Below are 16,905 nucleotides of genomic sequence, written 5' to 3' on the forward strand. Positions count from 1 at the left end.
GTTGGCAGTGATTGACCGACCGCTGGCAGGAAATGCACGACGGACGCGATGACGCCACCCTCGAATACGCCGAAACTGCGGGGAGATCACCGTTTCGAGGGATTCGGTGACCTGACCGCAGTCTCGGTGCAATGTTTTCAGACGACGGTCAGCGGCAACGATCGTCTCGGCTGGAATGCGAACTCCGCGCCACCGCTGATACGCACCACCGACACCTCGGACCGCTCCTTCGCGGCCGTGTCGGTCTCGATCACGCGGACAGTCCAGTCGCTCTCGGTGCCCGACACCTCCGCACGCAGATGCGGATCGACGGCCTGGACGGCGGCATGCAGCGGCAGGTCGGCGGCCGGCGATATCAGCGAGATCCACGCGCCGTCGTCGTGCGCGGGCGAGCGCCGGACGTGCAGGAACCCGGGGTCGACGTCGGCCCACACATAGGCAGCGGGGTTGAGCATCGGGTGCAGCTCGAGGACCCGCAACGCACCCTTAGAGTCGGTGGACAGGTTGAGCGCCCGACGAATTCGGTCCGCGGCCACACCGGCGATGCCGATGAGCTGCTTGCTACGGATCGAGTGTTCCAACGCCGCGTCGTCCTTCGCACGTGCCCGCACAGCAAGGTTGAATGACAGCACCAGCAGGTGCATCTGCAAGCACACTTCGTCGGCGATCCGCACCAGCGCAGAGTGTGAGAACGCGCCGAAGTCGAGGTCGGACAGCAGCGGACCCGAGTAGTCCGCCAGCCCTTCGTCATTCGCGTCGATCGCGTCCAGTTCGGTGTGGTACGCGCGGCTGGCGCCCACGATGTCGAGCTGCGGGACGAAGCCCACCTCGGGATAGGACTCGTCGATGATGACCGTCCACCGGCAGTGCGGATGCCGGTCGGCGGGTGTGCGGGGCGGCCGGTGAACGGGCCGCACCTGGCACTTGCGGTTGGTGGCCAGCGCGGTGGCGTCGAACGTCGGGTCCTCGATGTCGTGGCACATGCCGCGGACATAGTCCTCACCCATGGGCTCGACGTCGAGCAGCGCGCCGCAGTGGTCGAGGTGGAACTCGCCGTGCCAGCGGTCGTGCACCGTGTACCGGAAGTCCATGAACTGCGGCGGCGCACCGATGTCGAGCTGCAGGCCCTTGAAGATCGTGATGATGTCGACGCCCTCGTACTTCAGCGCCTTCTGCATCCGTTTGGTGTAGAGCGGACTCGACCCGGCCCACTCCTCGATCGCGATCTGCACCATCTCCTCGCGGCCGAAATTGGAGATGCACCAAGCCATTCCGGACCGGTCGATGAGCTGGCCGATCAACAGCAACTCCGGCACCAGGGTGGCGAGTTCCTCGCGTGAGAGCGCGGCGTACCTACTCATCATCGAGGCTGCTCCCCGAGTGCATGTTGAGCGCGGCGTTGACGTTCGCCTTCTTGTCCTCGCCCTTCTCCGCTGCCTTGCGCCGCTGTTTGGCCACCTTGGTGACGACGCCGTCGAGTTTCGACCCCAGGGGGAATCCGAGGTAGTGCGTCAGGAAGATCGCCATCTCCTTGAGCTCCTCCTCACTGAGCTCACCGTTGGCCATCGCGGCGTTCGCCTGGATCTCGGCGAGATCGCCGATGCCCAGGGCGGTCACCACCGTCAGTGTCATGATCCGCTTGTCGCGCATGGAGAGCCCGGGGCGGTTCCAGATCGTGCCGAAGAGGTGGTCGGCCGTCAGCGCGAAGTACTCGCCGGGCATATCGGGCATCTCCCAGCCGTACACCTCGTTCATCTTCTCGAGGCCTTTGCGGCGCAATTCGTCCATACCGGTCACTCCTCCGTGCTCGACTCCACGCGCGGCACACCGAGACCGTCCGCGAGATTCTTCAGTGCGATCTGGGCCAGCGGCAGGTCGACGCCGAGTTCCTGTCCGAGCGCCAGTGCCAGGCTCAGATCCTTCTCCCCCAGACCACGGGTGTGCAGGAACATGTCGTAGAGGAAGTTGTCGTGGTCGAGGGGACGCATGTTCTCGCGGACGATGATCGCGCCGGGGCCACCGGACTGCGCGTCGCTGTGACGGACCACCCGGCCCAGCGCCTGCAGGTCGAGGCCGGCCTTCTCCGCCAAGGCCATCGCCTCGCACGCCGCGGTGAAGCCGGTGAACGTCAACATGTTGCGGGCCAACTTCATTCGAGTTCCCGCGCCGGGTTCACCGGCGTGTACGACAACGGACGCCCACTGTTTGAACGCCGGTTTGATGCGCTCGTAGACCTCGCGCTCCGCCCCCACCATGACGGCGAGCTCGCCCTTCTCGGCGGCGCTCGCGCCGCCGCTGACCGGGGCGTCGACGACGTGGATGCCCTGCGGCTCGAGCTCCGCGGCGAGCTGCACCGCGGTGTCCGGGCTGATGGTCGAGTGGATCGCGATGACGGTGCCAGCCTTGGCGTGCGGGACGAGTTCGGCGACCACGCCCCGCACCTGTTCGTCGTTGAGCACGGTGATGCTGATGATGTCGGCGGCCGCGACGTCGGCGACGCTGTCGGCCAGCGATGCGCCGGCTTCTACCAACGGCGTCATGGCGTCGGTGCGCACGTCGAACACGATCAGCCCGCCCGGCCAGTTCGTCAGGCGTTTCGCCATCGGCGCGCCCATGTTGCCGAGGCCGATGTAGCCGTACTTCAGGTCGTCGGCGCTCATCACCGGATGATCTGTCCGCCATCGACATTGAAGATCTGGCCGGTGACCCACTTGGCCTGATCCGACAGAAGGAACAGGCACATCCCGACGAGGTCCTCGGGCTGGCCCATCCGCGACAGGGGGATGCCCTTGACGATGTCGGCCACCATCTCCTGCGGCGTGGTCGTCCGGTTGGCCTCGGTGTCGATCGGTCCGGGCGCGATCGCGTTGACGCGGATGTTCTGCCCGCCCAGTTCGGTGGCCAGCTGCTGGGTGAGGCCGTTGATGCCGACCTTCGCCAGCCCGTAGAAGTTCGAGTACAGCCACGCCGCGGTCGACGACTGGTTGACGATCGCCCCGCCCCCACGTTTGGCCATCTTGCGGTACACCGCCCGGGTGCACACCAACGCACCGTCGAGGTTCACGCTCATGAACTTCTTGTAGTACTCCCAGTCGACGGTGATCAGGAAGTCGAGCTTCATTCCACCGAAGATGGCGGCGTTGTTGACCAGGTAGTCGATCCCGCCGAACTCGGAGAGGGTCTGCGCGGCCATCTCTTTGGCCGAATCCGGCTCGGAGACGTCGACCCGTACCGCAAGGGCATTGCCGCCTTCACCACTGATGCCGTCGGCGACCTTCTGGGCGCCCTCGAGGTTGATGTCGGCCACCACGACCGCGGCGCCCTCACGGGCGAGCGCCTCGGCGTATGCCTGACCGATACCGCCACCCGCCCCGGTGACGATCGCGACCTTGTCCTTGAAGTCGTCGCCGTAATTGACCATCGAAACTCCTCAGTTCGCTGCTGTCGCAATGAGTTTGATCTCGGTGTACTCTTCGAATCCGGCGGCGCCCATCTCGCGGCCGATGCCGGACTGCTTGTAGCCGCCGAACGGTGCGTCCGCGGAGTACCAGATGCCACCGTTGACGTTGACGGTGCCGACCCGCAGTCGCGCCGCCACCGCCTGCGCACGGTCGTCGTCGCCGCCGAACACCGTGCCACTCAACCCGTAGGGGGAGTCGTTGGCGATGCGGACGGCGTCGTCGTCGCCGTCGTGGGCGATCACCGTCAGGACGGGTCCGAAGATCTCCTCCTGCGACACCCGGGCGTTGTTGTCCAGTCCCGCGATCACCGTCGGCTCGATGAAGAAGCCGGTGTCACGGTCGGCCGGACGGCCACCGCCGCAGGCGAATCGGCCGCCCTCCTGCAACGCCAGGTCGAGATAGCTCTGCACGCGGTCGCGCTGGCGGGCGGAGATCACCGGACCGCACACGGTGCGCTTGCTGGTCGGGTCGCCCGGCTTGATCGACCCCATGGTCGCGGCCGCCGCTTCCACGGCCTCGTCGTAACGGGCCCGCGGCACCACCAGTCGAGTGGTGATGGCGCAGCCCTGTCCGGCGTGCATCGCGGCGGTGAACGCCGCCATCGAGCAGGCGCCGGCCAGATCGGCGTCGTCGAGCACCAGGAACGCCGACTTGCCGCCGAGTTCCAGGAACACCTTTTTGATCGTCACGGCGGCATCGGTCATCACAGCGCGGCCGGTCGCCGTCGATCCGGTGAACGACACCATGTCCACCCGCGGGTCCTGGGACAGCAATGCGCCGACGGCATGGTCGCTGGAGGTGACGACGTTGATGACGCCCGGCGGAAAATCGGTGTGTTCGGCGATGATCTCGCCGACCGCCGCGGCGCACCACGGGGTGTCGGGCGCCGGTTTCAGGATCAGCGTGTTGCCCGCCGCCAGTGCCGGCCCAACCTTGGCGAGGTTGATCTGGTGCGGGAAGTTCCACGGAGTGATGGCACCGACGACGCCGACCGCCTCGCGGGCCAGCGTGCGGCGAGTCGGGATGCCCTGCGGTGTGGCGTGACCGAGATCGGTGCGCCATTCGTAGGTTTCGGCCGTATCGGCCGCGAAGGCGAGATCGTCGATCGGGCCCTCCAGCTGCGCGCCGGAGGTCAGCATCCGGGGTGCGCCGACCTCCCCGATGGTGATGTCGCGCAACTCCTCGACGTGTTCGCGCAGTGCGTCCTTGAGCTGACGCAGGCAGCGGACCCGCAATTCGGTGTTCGTCGACCAGTCGGTGTCGTCGAACGCAGACCGGGCGGCGGCGATCGCGCGGCCCATGTCGTCGGTGTCGGCGTCGGCGGCCACGCCGAGCACTTCCTCGGTCGCCGGGTTCACGGTGGGGAATGTCCCTCCCGTGCCCGCGACCAGCTTCCCGTCGATGAGCAGTCGGCTCTCGCCATTGGCCAGTATCGGCATCCGAACTCCCATTCGCATCACTGGACAACTGTCCGGCTCTATTCCTCCGAACCATAGACGCCCATCCACCGGGGTGGCAAGCATCCGACCTCGACGTTCGCGACGGAAGCCCGAAACGCCCAGCTGGAAGCCGGTGTAGAAAACCGGTGCTTGCTTCGCGCCCCTGCGTTCGGCTAACTTGGACATGTGTCCAGTGAAGCAGTGGCCGCGCTCACAGAGACGCCGCGCAACCGCCGGCAGGAGGAAACCTTCCGCAAGGTGTTGTCCGCCGGCGTCGAGATGCTGCGCGAATCGTCCTACGCCGACCTCACGGTCCGGGCGGTGGCCGCCCGCGCGAAGGTCGCCCCAGCCACTGCGTACACGTACTTCTCGTCGAAGAACCACCTGATCGCCGAGGTGTACCTCGACCTCATCCGTCAGGTGCCGTATTTCACCGACGTCAACGACAGCATGCCCACGCGTGTGGACAAGGCCTTGCGCAGCATGGCCCTGATGCTCGCCGACGAACCCGAAGTGGCAGCCGCCTGCACCACCGCACTGCTGAGCAACAGCGACGCCGCCGTCCGCGCGGCGCGGGAGCGCATCGGTGCCGAGATCCACAAACGCATCACCTCTGCCATCGGGCCCGGTGCCGATTCCCGCAAGGTGTCGGCGCTGGAGATGACGTTCTTCGGCGCGTTGGTCAATGCCGGCAGCGGCGCCTTCAGCTACCACCAGATCGCCGACCGGCTCACCTACGTGGTCGGCCTCATCTTGGGAGACGACCAGTGACCCTGACCAGCGATGTCGTGCTCGACCCGTATGACTACGACTTCCACGAGGACCCCTACCCGTACTACCAGCGGCTGCGCGACGACGCGCCGCTGTACCGCAACGAGCAGCTGGGCTTCTGGGCACTCTCGCGCCATGCCGATGTCCTGCAGGGCTTCCGCAACAGCACGACGTTGTCGAACAAGTTCGGCGTCTCACTGGACCCGGTGTCCCGGGGACCGCACGCGTCGAAGACGATGTCGTTCCTCGCAATGGACGATCCCGCCCACCTGAGGCTGCGCACCCTGGTCTCGAAGGGGTTCACCCCGCGGCGCATCCGCGAACTGGAACCGCGGGTGACCGAGCTGACCCGTAAGCATCTCGAGACGATGCTCGAGAAGGCCGATGCCGACGGAACCGTCGACTACGTCGCCGAATTCGCCGGCAAGCTGCCGATGGACGTCATCTCGGAGCTCATGGGTGTCCCCGAGGCCGACCGGGACCGCATCCGCGCGCTGGCCGACGGGGTGATGCACCGCGAAGACGGGGTCAACGACGTCCCCGCCGAAGCGATCGAGGCGTCGCTCAACCTCATCGTCTACTACCAGGACATGGTCGCCGAGCGTCGCAAGAAGCTGACCGACGACCTGACCTCGGCGCTGCTCGAAGCCGAGATCGACGGGGACCGGCTGACCGACGAAGAAGTGCTCGGGTTCATGTTCCTGATGGTGATCGCCGGCAACGAGACGACCACGAAACTGCTTGCCAATGCCGCATTCTGGGGCCACAAGAACCCCGACCAGCTGACCCGGGTCTACGACGACACCTCCACGGTCCCGCTGTGGGTGGAGGAGACGCTGCGCTACGACACCTCCAGCCAGATCCTGGCCCGCACGGTGGTGGGCGACCTCACGCTGTATGACACCCGAATCCCCGACGGCGACGTGCTGCTGCTGCTCCCCGGCTCGGCCCACCGCGACGAGCGTGTCTTCGACGATCCCGACTCCTACGTGATCGGTCGCGAGATCGGTTCCAAGCTCATGAGTTTCGGCAGTGGCGCGCACTTCTGCCTCGGCGCCCACCTGGCCCGCATGGAGGCCCGGGTGGCGTTGACCGAGCTCTTCACACGGATCCGCGGATACGAGGTCGACGAGGCCGGCGCCGTCCGAGTCCACTCGAGCAATGTCCGCGGGTTCGCCCATCTTCCGATCACAGTGGAGACCAGATAGATGCCACGTTTCGCACCCCTGCCCGACCGCCGGCCGGCCATCGTCGCCGGAGCATCGTCGGGAATCGGCGAGGCCAGCGCGATCGCCCTCGCCGCGCGCGGGTTCCCCGTCGCGCTGGGCGCACGCCGCGTCGAGAAACTCGAGGACCTCGTCGGGAAGATCAACGCCGACGGCGGTGAAGCCGTCGGGTTCCACCTCGACGTGACCGACCCGAATTCGGTGAAATCCTTCGTCTCCCAATCGGTGGACGCCCTCGGCGACATCGAGGTCCTGGTGGCCGGTGCGGGTGACACCTACTTCGGGAAACTCGCCGAGATCACCACCGACGAGTTCGAATCGCAGCTGCAGGTCCACCTCGTGGGCGCCAACCGACTGGCCGCGGCGGTGCTACCCGGCATGCTCGAGCGTCAGCGCGGCGACCTGATCTTCGTCGGCTCCGACGTCGCCCTGCGCCAGCGCCCCCACATGGGCGCCTACGGCGCCGCCAAGGCCGCCCTGGTCGCCATGGTGAACAACTTCCAGATGGAACTCGAGGGCACCGGCGTGCGTGCGTCGATCGTGCACCCCGGCCCCACGAAGACGTCGATGGGCTGGAGCCTGCCCGCCGAGAAGATCGGTCCGGCGCTGGAGGACTGGGCCAAGTGGGGGCAGGCGCGCCACGACTACTTCCTGCGCGCCTCCGATCTCGCGCGCGCCATCACCTTCGTCGCCGAGACACCGCGCGGGGGCTACATCGCCAACATGGAACTGCAGCCCGAAGCGCCGCTGGCGAACGCGCCCGCCGAACGCCAGCAGCTGAGGCTGAACGCGGAGAACCTGAAATGACCACCGAAGGGCAGGAGCGGAGCGACCGGGGAATGTCATCAGCGATCGTGCCCCGGGTCTCCGGCGGCGAAGAAGAACACGGACACCTCGAGGAGTTCCGCACCGATCCGATCGGGTTGATGAACCGCATCCGCTCCGAATGCGGCAACGTCGGGTGGTTCCAGCTCGTCGACAAGCACGTCGTCTTCCTGTCCGGCGCCGAAGCCAACGAGTTCTTCTTCCGTTCCGCCGACGAGGATCTCGATCAGGCGGAGGCGTACCCGTTCATGACGCCGATCTTCGGCGAGGGCGTGGTGTTCGACGCCAGCCCCGAGCGGCGCAAGGAGATGCTGCACAACTCCGCGCTGCGCGGGGAACAGATGAAGGGCCACGCCGCCACCATCGAGGGCGAGGTCAAGAAGATCATCGCCAACTGGGGTGACGAGGGCGAGATCGAACTGCTCGACTTCTTCTCCGAGCTGACCATCTACACCTCCACGGCCTGCCTGATCGGGCTCAAATTCCGCGAACAGCTCGACAGCCGCTTCGCGAAGTACTACCACGAACTGGAGCGCGGCACCGACCCGCTCTGCTACGTCGACCCCTACATGGACATCGAGAGCTTCCGGATCCGTGACGAATCGCGTGTGAAACTGGTTGCGCTGGTTCAGGAGATCATGGAAGGTCGCCTCGCCAATCCGCCGAAGGACAAGGCGGATCGCGACATGCTCGACGTACTGGTCTCGATCAAGGACGACGACGGCAACCCGCGGTTCTCGGCCGACGAGGTCACGGGCATGTTCATCTCGCTGATGTTCGCCGGCCACCACACCAGCTCGGGCACCTCGTCGTGGACGTTGATCGAGCTGCTGCGCAACCCCGACGTCTACCGCGACATCATCGCCGAACTCGACGACCTCTATTCCGACGGGCAAGAGGTGAGCTTCCATGCGCTGCGCCAGATTCCGTTGCTCGACAACGTCGTCAAGGAAACGCTGCGCCTGCACCCGCCGCTGATCATCCTCATGCGCGTGGCCAAGGGTGAGTTCGAGGTGGAGGGCTTCCCGATCCACAAGGGCGATTTCGTCGCCGCCTCACCGGCGATCTCCAACCGGATCCCCGAGGACTTCCCGGATCCGGACGCGTTCAAGCCGGACCGCTACAACAAGCCCGAACAGGCCGACGTCGTCAACCGGTGGACGTGGATCCCCTTCGGCGCGGGCCGGCACCGCTGCGTCGGCGCGGCGTTCGCCACCATGCAGATCAAGGCGATCTTCTCGGTCCTGTTGCGCGAGTACGAGTTCGAGATGGCTCAACCCGCGGACAGTTACCGCAACGACCATTCGAAGATGGTGGTCCAGCTCGAGCGGCCCGCCAAAGTGCGTTACCGCAGGCGGGTGTAGGCACGGTCATCATGGGATTCAAGATCGCGCTCGACATGGACCTGTGCCAGGGTCACGCCATGTGCGAGCTGGAGGCACCGGACTATTTCCGCGTCCCGAAACGCGGTCAGGTCGAGATTCTCAAAACCGAAGGGCCCGATGAGGATCGGGCTGAAGTCGAACAGGCGGTGTGGGCATGTCCCACGCAAGCGCTGTCCATCACAGAAGAGGATGAGTGACGATGCCGTCTATCCCGAGGGAACAACTCGAAGGCTGGGTCGAGCGGTGGTTGCAGGCCAACCGGGACGCCGAGCACAAGGGCGACTGGAAGCCCCTGGCCGACTTCTACACCGAGGACGCCACGTACGGCTGGAACATCGGGCCGAAGGAAGACGTCATGTGTGTCGGCATCGACGAGATCCGTGACGTCGCGCTGGGCCTGGAGATGGAAGGCCTCGAGAACTGGAACTACGAGTACCAGAAGGTGCTCATCGACGACAAGCAAGGCGAGGTCGTCGGCTTCTGGAAGCAGATCGTCAACAAGTCGGATGGCACCCAGGATGAGATCTACGGCATCGGCGGCAGCTGGTTCCGCCTCGACGGCAATCTCAAGATCGAGTGGCAGCGCGACTTCTTCGACTTCGGCCACGTGTCGAAGATGTTCCTCAAGCTGATCGAGACCGGCGATCTGAGCGCCGGCATGCAGAAGCGGATCGAGCGCAGTATGGCCGGCGAGAAACTCCCCGGTTACCACCCGCTCGGACAGGCCCCCGTCCCGATCTGGTGACCGTGGTCGCGTGTAGTTTGACACCCGTCGAGAGCCCACTGAGACATGCGTCACTAGGCTGATGGCCGAGACGTTCTCCGAAGGAAAGCAGGCAAGATGAAGACCAAAGGCGCCCTCATCTGGGAGTTCAACCAACCGTGGTCGATCGAGGAGATCGAGATCGGCGATCCGGTCCAGGACGAAGTCAAGATCCAGATGGAAGCGTCGGGCATGTGCCACTCCGACCACCATCTGGTCACAGGCGGAATCCCGATGGCCGGGTTCCCGGTGCTGGGCGGTCACGAGGGCGCCGGCATCGTCACCGAGGTCGGGCCCGGCGTCGAGGACGTCGCTCCGGGCGACCACGTCGTGTTGTCGTTCATCCCGTCCTGCGGGCGCTGCCCGTCGTGTCAGGCCGGGCTGCGCAACCTGTGCGACCTGGGTGCCGGGCTGCTGGGCGGCACCGCGGTGTCCGACAACACCCACCGCATCCACGCCAAGGGACAGCCCGTCTTTCCCATGACGCTGCTGGGCACGTTCAGCCCGTACATGGTCGTGCATAAGAGCTCGGTCGTGAAGATCGATCCGTCGATCCCGTTCGAGGTGGCCTGCCTGGTCGGCTGCGGCGTCACCACGGGCTACGGCTCGGCCGTCCGCGCCGGTGACATCCGGCCCGGTGACGACGTCGCGGTGATCGGCGTCGGCGGCGTCGGCATGTCCGCGCTGCAGGGTGCGGTCAACGCGGGTGCGCGCAACCTCTTCGTCATAGAGCCGGTCGAGTGGAAGCGCGACGCCGCGCTCAAGTTCGGGGCCACCCACGCCTACCCGGATCTGGAGTCCGCGTTCGCAGGCGTTGCCGAGGTGACCCAGGGATTGATGGCCAAGAAGGTCATCGTCACCGTCGGTGAGCTGCACGGCCAGGACGTCGACAACTACGTCAACCTGACGTCCAAGGGTGGCACCTGCGTGCTCACCGCCATCGGCAGCATGATGGACACCCAGGTGACGCTGAACCTCGCGATGCTGACCCTGCTGCAGAAGAACCTGCAGGGCACCATCTTCGGTGGCGGTAACCCGCACTACGACATCCCGCAGCTGCTGTCGATGTACAAGGCGGGCAAGCTCAACCTCGACGACATGATCACCCGGCAGTACAAGCTGGAGCAGATCAACGACGGATACTCCGACATGCTGGAGGGCAAGAACATCCGCGGCATCATCCGCTTCAGCGACGACGACCGGTAGGCCATGCCCGACAACAGCACTGAAACGGTCGAGCAGTCACCGGTGGTCGCCGCGTCGCGGTCGTCGTGGCGATGCGTCCAATCCGGCGACAAAGAGGGCTGGCTGGCCCTGATGGCCGACGACGTCCTCATCGAGGACCCGATCGGCGAGGCAGTGACCAACCCGGACGGAACCGGGGTGCGCGGCAAGGACGCCGTCGCGGCGTTCTACGACGCAAACATCGGGCCGAACACGCTCACGGTCACCTGTGAGGCGACGTTCCCGTCGAGCTCGCCGACCGAGATCGCCTACATCCTGGTGCTGCGGACGGAGTTCCCGAACGGTTTCGTCGCCACGGTCCGCGGCGTGTTCACCTACCGGGTGAACGATGCGGGCCTGATCACGAATCTGCGCGGTTACTGGAACATGGACTCGATGACGTTCGAAGAGGCCAAGGGCGATTAGCGGCACGCAACCGCTCGCCGGGCGGGGTGCGGTGGTGGTCGGCGGCACGCGGGGCATCGGCCTCGCGGTCGCCGAACTGCTCGCCGCGCGAGGTGCCGGGGTGGTGGTGAGCGGACGGGACGCCGATGCGGTGGACGAAGCCGCACAACGTGTCTCGGGTGTCGGATGCGTGGGCTCACCGGCCGATCCCGAGGTTGCCGACGCACTGATCGAGCGATGCGTGCGCGAATTCGGCCGCATCGACATCCTGGTGAACTGTGCGGGTACCGCGGAGCCGCCCGGATCGTCGATCCTGAACGTGAGCTCCACACAGTTCCGCGACCTGCTCGACGCACACCTGGGCACAGTGTTCGAGACGTGCCGGGCGGCGGCGCCGCGAATGGTGGCGCAAGGCGGTGGGGCGATCGTCAACACGAGTTCCTTTGCCTACCTGGGTGACTACGGAGGGACGGGCTATCCGGCCGGCAAGGGTGCGGTGAACGCGCTGACGTTGGCGATCGCCGCGGAGCTGGCCGAACACGGCGTGCGCGCCAACGTCGTGTGCCCGGGCGCCAGGACACGGTTGTCGACGGGTCCGGAGTACGAATCACACGTGACGGAGCTGAACCGGCGCGGGTTGCTCGACGACGTCAGCCTGCAGGGCGCGCTCGACGCGGCCCCGCCGGAGTATGTGGCGCCGACGTACGCATATCTGGTCAGCGATCAGGCACGCGATGTGACGGGTCGGATCTTCATCGCGGCCGGCGGCTTCGTCGGTGAGTTCGCGCGGCCCTCCCCCGGATTCCTCGGGTATCGGGACCACCACGACTCACCGCCGTGGACCGTCGAGGAGTTGCACGGGGTCATCGGGGGCTCAGCGTAGGGCGGCGATAGCGGACAGTTTGCGGCGGTGCGGTGTGGCCCGTATCCGGGTCCGAAAGGTGGCGGTCGGCCATGAGCTCGGCCGGGTCCACCAGCGACACTCCGTCATCATCAACTCGAAACACTTTGCCTGCAATCCCCCGTGACAGCCGCCCTCCACTGCCACGGAAGAAGCATTAGCCCGGTGGTTCAGGTGAAGATGGACATTGCCCCTGCTTGGCGAGAGCTGTACTAACCCGAAGTCTTCCGACTTCCATAGCTGAAAGGAGCCGCAGATGGACGTCCTTACTGCGGCAATATCATTGACGGCCGTCGCATGTTTCATCGCACTGAGTGCCTGGTACTTCCGCCGCATACGCGCCGGTCGCGCTGACACTTACGTCAACCCTAGCTGGCCCACCACCATGCGTCCGTCTCCAACGGAGTTTCACGCACCGCAGCACGACGATAAGCAGACCAGCCGGTACGACGATGGCTCCGGGAACATTCGGTGACGCCAGGAGACACCGACGCTTCTCGGCGTCAACTGCCACAGCGCCGCTGGATGGGTCCGCACCGACGCTGGTGGGCCGCGATGGTTGGGGTGGCGGTAGTCGCTGTCGCCGTCGCCGTCGTCGTGCTACGTGCCCAGTCAAACCCATGCCGGGCAGTCGACGAGCTGGTTGCCTTCAATGAGTCACAGCTGGCGTTGTTGCAATCCCGTACGCACACCCCCGCTGCAGGTTCACATGACGAGCCGTCGGCCCCCAGCGAGAGCGACTACCAGGCTTGGGCCGAGGGAATGCAGCAGCACGCCGCTGAGGTAACCAAGCCCGAACTAGCGGAGCACGCGCAGCGAGCGGCGGAATTGGCCGACCAAACCGTCGTTGTAATCCGGAAGTTTCGCAGCGAGAGCAGTTCCCGCGACGTCCTAGATGTGGAGCCACCGCCGTCAGCGAAGGCCTATGGGGAAGTAACGACCGAGTTACGCGGGGAACTGCAGGCGCTCGAGAGCGCCTGCCCGCGCCGCTGATCATCGATCGACCTTCGATGACGGACCGATGCGTTGCTCGACTATGAGTGCCGGCATGAATCGCTTGGTCAGGCGCCACATCGCCTCACGCCCCGAGCCAACCCCCGCCTGACCCTCACTATGCTCGGGGCCATGGCGACTGTCTTCACGAAGATCATCAACGGAGAACTGCCGGGCCGATTCGTCTACGAGGACGATGAGATCGTCGCGTTCCTGACCATCGCGCCGATGACCCAGGGCCACACGCTGGTGGTGCCCCGCGCCGAGATCGACCAGTGGCAGGACATCGAGCCGCAGGTGTTCGCCCGCGTCATGGAAGTCTCGCAGCTGATCGGCAAGGCGGTCGTCAAGGCGTTCGGCGCCGAACGCGCCGGCGTCATCATCGCCGGCCTCGAGGTGCCGCACCTGCACGTGCACGTCTTCCCGGCCTACAACCTCACCGACTTCGGATTCGCAGGAGTCGACAACAACCCGTCGCCGGAGTCCCTCGACGACGCGCAGGCCAAGATCAAGGCCGCGCTCGCCGAAATCGGCTGACGGTCAAGCGGTTTCGAAGGTCACGTCGCTAAACCGCGGCATGTTCACCGTGAAGCGGCAGCCCTGCCCTGGCGCCGTCGTCACCCGGACCGACCCGCCGTGGGCCCGCACCAGCGAATCGACGATCGACAGTCCCAGCCCGGTCCCGCCGCTCTCCCGTGCCCGCGACGAGTCGGTGCGGTAGAACCGCTCGAACACCCGGCGCGCGTCCTCCTCGGTCATCCCCGGCCCCTCGTCACACACCTCGAGCACCGCGTTGTTCTCATCGGTGCCCACCCGCACCGTGATGCCTGCGTTCTTCGGCGTGTGCTGCAACGCGTTGGCGACCAGATTGCCCAGCACCTGCCGCAGCCGTGCTTCGTCACCCAGCACCTCCGGTGTGCCGGGCCCGTCGAGCACCTGCAGCGTGATCGTGCGCAACGGCGCGATCGACCGGGTGTCGTGCACGGCATCGGTGGCCAGCGCCAGCAGGTCCACTCGGTGCTGCTCCAGCGGTCGCTGCGCGTCCAGACGCGCCAACAGCAGCAGATCCTCGACGAGCAACCCCATCCGGCGCGATTCGCTCTCGATGCGGCTCATCAACATCTCGACGTCGCGCGCGGCGCCCTGACGGTACAACTCGGCGAAGCCGCGGATCGTCGTCAGCGGTGTGCGCAACTCGTGGCTGGCATCGGTGATGAACCGGCGCATCCGCTCCTCGGAGGTACGCGCGGCATCCGCTGAGGACTCCGAGGACGCGACCGCCTGCTGGATCTGCGCCAGCATTCCGTTGAGCGCCAACGAGAGCCGACCCACCTCGGTGCGGGGGTCCCGTTGCGGCACCCGGCGGTCGAGCTGACCCGCCGCGATCGCCGCCGCCGTCTCCTCGACCTCCGCGAGCGGGCGAAGGCTGCGTTGCACCACGGCATAACCCACGACACCGAGGATCAGCAACACAGCCGCCCCGATACCGACCTGCGACCAGACCAGCGCGCGCACCGTCGACTGCACTTCGGACAGGTCGATCGCCACCGTCGTCAGCTCCCCGTCGGGGCCACGGACGGTCATCGCACGCCATTCCACATTGGAGTGGTTGACCGACCCCACGGTGACGGGATCGGGACCCACGTCGTTGTCGGCCGGCAGCAGGGGTTCTGCTTCGCGGTCGTTGACGGCGGTCCACATCCGCCCGTCGGGGCCGGTTCCCCTGACGTAGAAGTTCGACGGCGGGCGGGCCGGGTTGGGACCCGCCAGCGGCGTCACCGGCAGCTGGCGTGGCGCCTGCGCCCAACTGCGCGACGCGTCGAGCAGTGTCTGATCCACCCGGCTCTCCAGGCTGTGCCGCATGATCGACGTCACGGCGATGCCGGAGGCCAGCAGCCCCAGTGCGACGAGCACCAGCGTCGCGGCCACCAGACCCAGCCGCAGGGGCACGCCGCTGCGCACTACCGCGGCTCGCGCAGGACGTACCCGACGCCGCGCAGCGTGTGCAGCAGGCGTTTCTCGCCGGTGTCGATCTTGCGGCGCAGATACGAGACGTAGGACTCGACCACGTTCACGTCACCGCCGAAGTCATACCGCCAGACGTGGTCGAGGATCTTCGGCTTCGACAGCACCGTGCCCGCGTTGATGATGAAGTACCGCAGCAGCGTGAACTCCGTCGGCGACAGCGACACCGGTTCGCCGGCCTTCCACACCTCGTGGGTGTCCTCGTCGAGTTCGATGTCGGCGAAGCTCAGCCGCGAGGTCTTGGGTTCCTCGGCGCCGCGGCCGGTGCGGCGCAGGATCACCCGCAGCCGCGCGACGACCTCTTCGAGGCTGAACGGTTTGGTGACGTAGTCGTCGCCGCCGAGGGTCAACCCGGCGATCTTGTCCTGCAGTGAATCCCGGGCGGTCAGGAACAACGCGGGTGCGTCGATGCCGTCGGCGCGCAGGCGGCGCAGCAGTCCGAAGCCGTCCATGCCGGGCATCATCACGTCAAGGATCACCGCGTCGGGCCGGACGTCTCGGGCTTTGTCGAGGGCCGATGCCCCGTCGGAGGCGGTGTGCACCTCGAAACCCTGGAACTTCAAGCTGACCGACAGCAGTTCGACGATGTTGGCCTCGTCGTCGACGACGAGGACCCGGGCCTCGGGAGTGGTCTCTGATAACGCAGCCATGGCCATGAACTCAGAGTCCAGCATGGGCCTTGGAGTAATCCTGCTGGTTGGCTGTGAGATCTCTGTGAGTTCGCGCTTGCATTGTCCATAGACTGGCGAGATGGATCTCGGCAAGAGCCTGATGCAGCTCGCGACCGCCCCGGCGCGCATCGGGCTCGCCGTCGCGGAGACCGGGTTGGGCGTCGCCACCTCGGCGGTAGGCGTGGCCAAGGCGACCCTCGGCGAGGGTGATGCCCGGATCGGGGCGAACCCGAGCGCCTTCGCGCAGGTTCTGGGCATCAACGACGCCGTGGGGCGGGCCAACCGCCTGGCCCGGTTGATGGACGAGGACCAGCCACTCGGACGTGCGCTCGCGCCGGACGGACCCGTCGACCGGCTCCTCAAACCGGGCGGCGTCATCGACCGGCTCACCGCACCGGGTGGTGTGCTGGACCGGTTGACCCAGGACGACGGCGGGCTGATGCGGGCGATCGAACCCGGCGGGCTCGTCGACCAGCTGCTCGACGAGGACGGCCTGATCGAACGGCTGCTGGCCGAAGACGGTCTGGCGGACCGGCTGCTGGCCGAGGGCGGGCTCGTCGACAAGCTGACGGCCCGCAACGGGCCGCTGGAACAGCTCGCCGACGTCGCCGACACGTTGAATCGGTTGACGCCGGGCCTGGAAGCGTTGGCGCCGACGGTCGAAGCGCTACGCGACGCCGTGATCTCACTCAGTCAGGTGGTCAACCCGCTGAGCAATATTGCCGACCGGATCCCGCTGCCCGGCCGCAGGCTCGGCCGGCGCATGCCGACCACCCCGGTGCGCTCCCAACGGGTGATCGACGTCGACGAGTGACC

At 66.4% G+C, this 16,905-nt stretch carries 18 protein-coding genes; 11 read left to right on the forward strand and 7 right to left on the reverse strand.

Going from position 1 to position 16,905, the window contains the following annotated elements; genetic code table 11:
• Positions 1-137: 137 nt before the first annotated feature.
• The 5 genes from I7X18_RS23700 to I7X18_RS23720 are packed head-to-tail and all read right to left on the reverse strand — an operon-like array spanning position 138 to position 4,900.
• Entirely contained in the window at positions 138-1,364 is a 1,227-nt protein-coding gene (locus tag I7X18_RS23700) for a hypothetical protein (protein WP_193046401.1), read from the reverse strand.
• Positions 1,354-1,788: a carboxymuconolactone decarboxylase family protein gene (locus I7X18_RS23705; protein ID WP_193046402.1), complete on the reverse strand. Its 435-nt coding sequence runs from the start codon at positions 1,786-1,788 to the stop codon at positions 1,354-1,356. Before I7X18_RS23705 ends, I7X18_RS23700 begins: the two co-directional genes overlap by 11 nt.
• A gap of 5 nt (positions 1,789-1,793) precedes the next feature.
• A complete protein-coding gene (locus I7X18_RS23710; protein WP_193046403.1) occupies positions 1,794-2,660 on the reverse strand; it encodes an NAD(P)-dependent oxidoreductase in 867 nt (288 codons plus the stop codon).
• Entirely contained in the window at positions 2,660-3,421 is a 762-nt protein-coding gene (locus I7X18_RS23715) for an SDR family oxidoreductase (protein WP_193046404.1), read from the reverse strand. Before I7X18_RS23715 ends, I7X18_RS23710 begins: the two co-directional genes overlap by 1 nt.
• 9 nt (positions 3,422-3,430) lie before the next feature.
• Positions 3,431-4,900, reverse strand: coding sequence for an aldehyde dehydrogenase (locus I7X18_RS23720; RefSeq protein WP_193046405.1), 1,470 nt, complete (start codon positions 4,898-4,900; stop codon positions 3,431-3,433).
• A 186-nt stretch (positions 4,901-5,086) separates the two neighbouring features.
• Between I7X18_RS23720 and I7X18_RS23725 the strand changes: the two genes are divergently transcribed.
• From I7X18_RS23725 to I7X18_RS23770, 10 genes are all read left to right on the forward strand, one after another.
• Positions 5,087-5,671 (forward strand): TetR family transcriptional regulator, encoded by a 585-nt coding sequence (locus I7X18_RS23725; protein WP_193046406.1) that lies wholly within the window; start codon positions 5,087-5,089, stop codon positions 5,669-5,671.
• Complete coding sequence (locus I7X18_RS23730; protein ID WP_193046407.1) at positions 5,668-6,879, forward strand: cytochrome P450; 1,212 nt, start codon at positions 5,668-5,670, stop codon at positions 6,877-6,879. The genes I7X18_RS23725 and I7X18_RS23730 overlap by 4 nt, the downstream gene beginning before the upstream one ends.
• Positions 6,880-7,704: an SDR family oxidoreductase gene (locus tag I7X18_RS23735; RefSeq protein WP_193046408.1), complete on the forward strand. Its 825-nt coding sequence runs from the start codon at positions 6,880-6,882 to the stop codon at positions 7,702-7,704.
• Between the two features lie 32 nt (positions 7,705-7,736).
• The gene (locus I7X18_RS23740) at positions 7,737-9,086 is read left to right on the forward strand and encodes a lanosterol 14-alpha demethylase (RefSeq protein WP_193046472.1); all 1,350 of its coding nucleotides are present in this window, start codon (positions 7,737-7,739) and stop codon (positions 9,084-9,086) included.
• 11 nt (positions 9,087-9,097) lie between these two features.
• Positions 9,098-9,304, forward strand: a complete 207-nt coding sequence (locus tag I7X18_RS23745) for a ferredoxin Fdx (protein ID WP_193046409.1) — start codon at positions 9,098-9,100, stop codon at positions 9,302-9,304.
• A gap of 2 nt (positions 9,305-9,306) precedes the next feature.
• A complete protein-coding gene (locus I7X18_RS23750) occupies positions 9,307-9,852 on the forward strand; it encodes a nuclear transport factor 2-like protein (protein WP_193046473.1) in 546 nt (181 codons plus the stop codon).
• Between the two features lie 96 nt (positions 9,853-9,948).
• Positions 9,949-11,076, forward strand: a complete 1,128-nt coding sequence (locus I7X18_RS23755) for an NDMA-dependent alcohol dehydrogenase (protein ID WP_193046410.1) — start codon at positions 9,949-9,951, stop codon at positions 11,074-11,076.
• 3 nt (positions 11,077-11,079) lie between these two features.
• Complete coding sequence (locus I7X18_RS23760) at positions 11,080-11,520, forward strand: nuclear transport factor 2 family protein (RefSeq protein WP_193046411.1); 441 nt, start codon at positions 11,080-11,082, stop codon at positions 11,518-11,520.
• Between the two features lie 31 nt (positions 11,521-11,551).
• Entirely contained in the window at positions 11,552-12,382 is an 831-nt protein-coding gene (locus I7X18_RS23765; protein ID WP_193046412.1) for an SDR family NAD(P)-dependent oxidoreductase, read from the forward strand.
• A 1,143-nt stretch (positions 12,383-13,525) separates the two neighbouring features.
• The gene (locus I7X18_RS23770; protein WP_193046413.1) at positions 13,526-13,930 is read left to right on the forward strand and encodes an HIT family protein; all 405 of its coding nucleotides are present in this window, start codon (positions 13,526-13,528) and stop codon (positions 13,928-13,930) included.
• Between the two features lie 3 nt (positions 13,931-13,933).
• Here the strand turns inward: I7X18_RS23770 and I7X18_RS23775 are convergent, their stop codons facing one another.
• Together I7X18_RS23775 and I7X18_RS23780 are read right to left on the reverse strand one after the other, a co-directional pair.
• Complete coding sequence (locus I7X18_RS23775) at positions 13,934-15,355, reverse strand: sensor histidine kinase (protein WP_193046414.1); 1,422 nt, start codon at positions 15,353-15,355, stop codon at positions 13,934-13,936.
• A complete protein-coding gene (locus tag I7X18_RS23780; protein WP_185293052.1) occupies positions 15,355-16,074 on the reverse strand; it encodes a response regulator transcription factor in 720 nt (239 codons plus the stop codon). Before I7X18_RS23780 ends, I7X18_RS23775 begins: the two co-directional genes overlap by 1 nt.
• A 94-nt stretch (positions 16,075-16,168) precedes the next feature.
• On the opposite strand from I7X18_RS23780, the gene I7X18_RS23785 reads away from it, so the two are divergent.
• On the forward strand, positions 16,169-16,903 hold the full coding sequence (locus I7X18_RS23785; protein ID WP_193046415.1) for an MlaD family protein: 735 nt from the start codon (positions 16,169-16,171) through the stop codon (positions 16,901-16,903).
• Positions 16,904-16,905: the final 2 nt, after the last annotated feature.

It is taken from the genome of Mycolicibacterium baixiangningiae, assembly GCF_016313185.1.
Taxonomy (GTDB): domain Bacteria; phylum Actinomycetota; class Actinomycetes; order Mycobacteriales; family Mycobacteriaceae; genus Mycobacterium; species Mycobacterium baixiangningiae.

What these genes read in the sequence shown, in the direction of transcription:
- I7X18_RS23700 (WP_193046401.1), bottom strand. Translation starts at nt 1,364, where the DNA reads ATGATGAGTAGGTACGCCGCGCTCTCACGCGAGGAACTCGCCACCCTG.
- I7X18_RS23715 (WP_193046404.1), bottom strand. Translation starts at nt 3,421, where the DNA reads ATGGTCAATTACGGCGACGACTTCAAGGACAAGGTCGCGATCGTCACC.
- I7X18_RS23710 (WP_193046403.1), bottom strand. Translation starts at nt 2,660, where the DNA reads ATGAGCGCCGACGACCTGAAGTACGGCTACATCGGCCTCGGCAACATG.
- I7X18_RS23785 (WP_193046415.1), top strand. Translation starts at nt 16,169, where the DNA reads ATGGATCTCGGCAAGAGCCTGATGCAGCTCGCGACCGCCCCGGCGCGC.
- I7X18_RS23755 (WP_193046410.1), top strand. Translation starts at nt 9,949, where the DNA reads ATGAAGACCAAAGGCGCCCTCATCTGGGAGTTCAACCAACCGTGGTCG.
- I7X18_RS23760 (WP_193046411.1), top strand. Translation starts at nt 11,080, where the DNA reads ATGCCCGACAACAGCACTGAAACGGTCGAGCAGTCACCGGTGGTCGCC.
- I7X18_RS23770 (WP_193046413.1), top strand. Translation starts at nt 13,526, where the DNA reads ATGGCGACTGTCTTCACGAAGATCATCAACGGAGAACTGCCGGGCCGA.
- I7X18_RS23735 (WP_193046408.1), top strand. Translation starts at nt 6,880, where the DNA reads ATGCCACGTTTCGCACCCCTGCCCGACCGCCGGCCGGCCATCGTCGCC.
- I7X18_RS23705 (WP_193046402.1), bottom strand. Translation starts at nt 1,788, where the DNA reads ATGGACGAATTGCGCCGCAAAGGCCTCGAGAAGATGAACGAGGTGTAC.
- I7X18_RS23745 (WP_193046409.1), top strand. Translation starts at nt 9,098, where the DNA reads ATGGGATTCAAGATCGCGCTCGACATGGACCTGTGCCAGGGTCACGCC.
- I7X18_RS23780 (WP_185293052.1), bottom strand. Translation starts at nt 16,074, where the DNA reads ATGGCCATGGCTGCGTTATCAGAGACCACTCCCGAGGCCCGGGTCCTC.
- I7X18_RS23720 (WP_193046405.1), bottom strand. Translation starts at nt 4,900, where the DNA reads ATGCCGATACTGGCCAATGGCGAGAGCCGACTGCTCATCGACGGGAAG.
- I7X18_RS23750 (WP_193046473.1), top strand. Translation starts at nt 9,307, where the DNA reads ATGCCGTCTATCCCGAGGGAACAACTCGAAGGCTGGGTCGAGCGGTGG.
- I7X18_RS23740 (WP_193046472.1), top strand. Translation starts at nt 7,737, where the DNA reads ATGTCATCAGCGATCGTGCCCCGGGTCTCCGGCGGCGAAGAAGAACAC.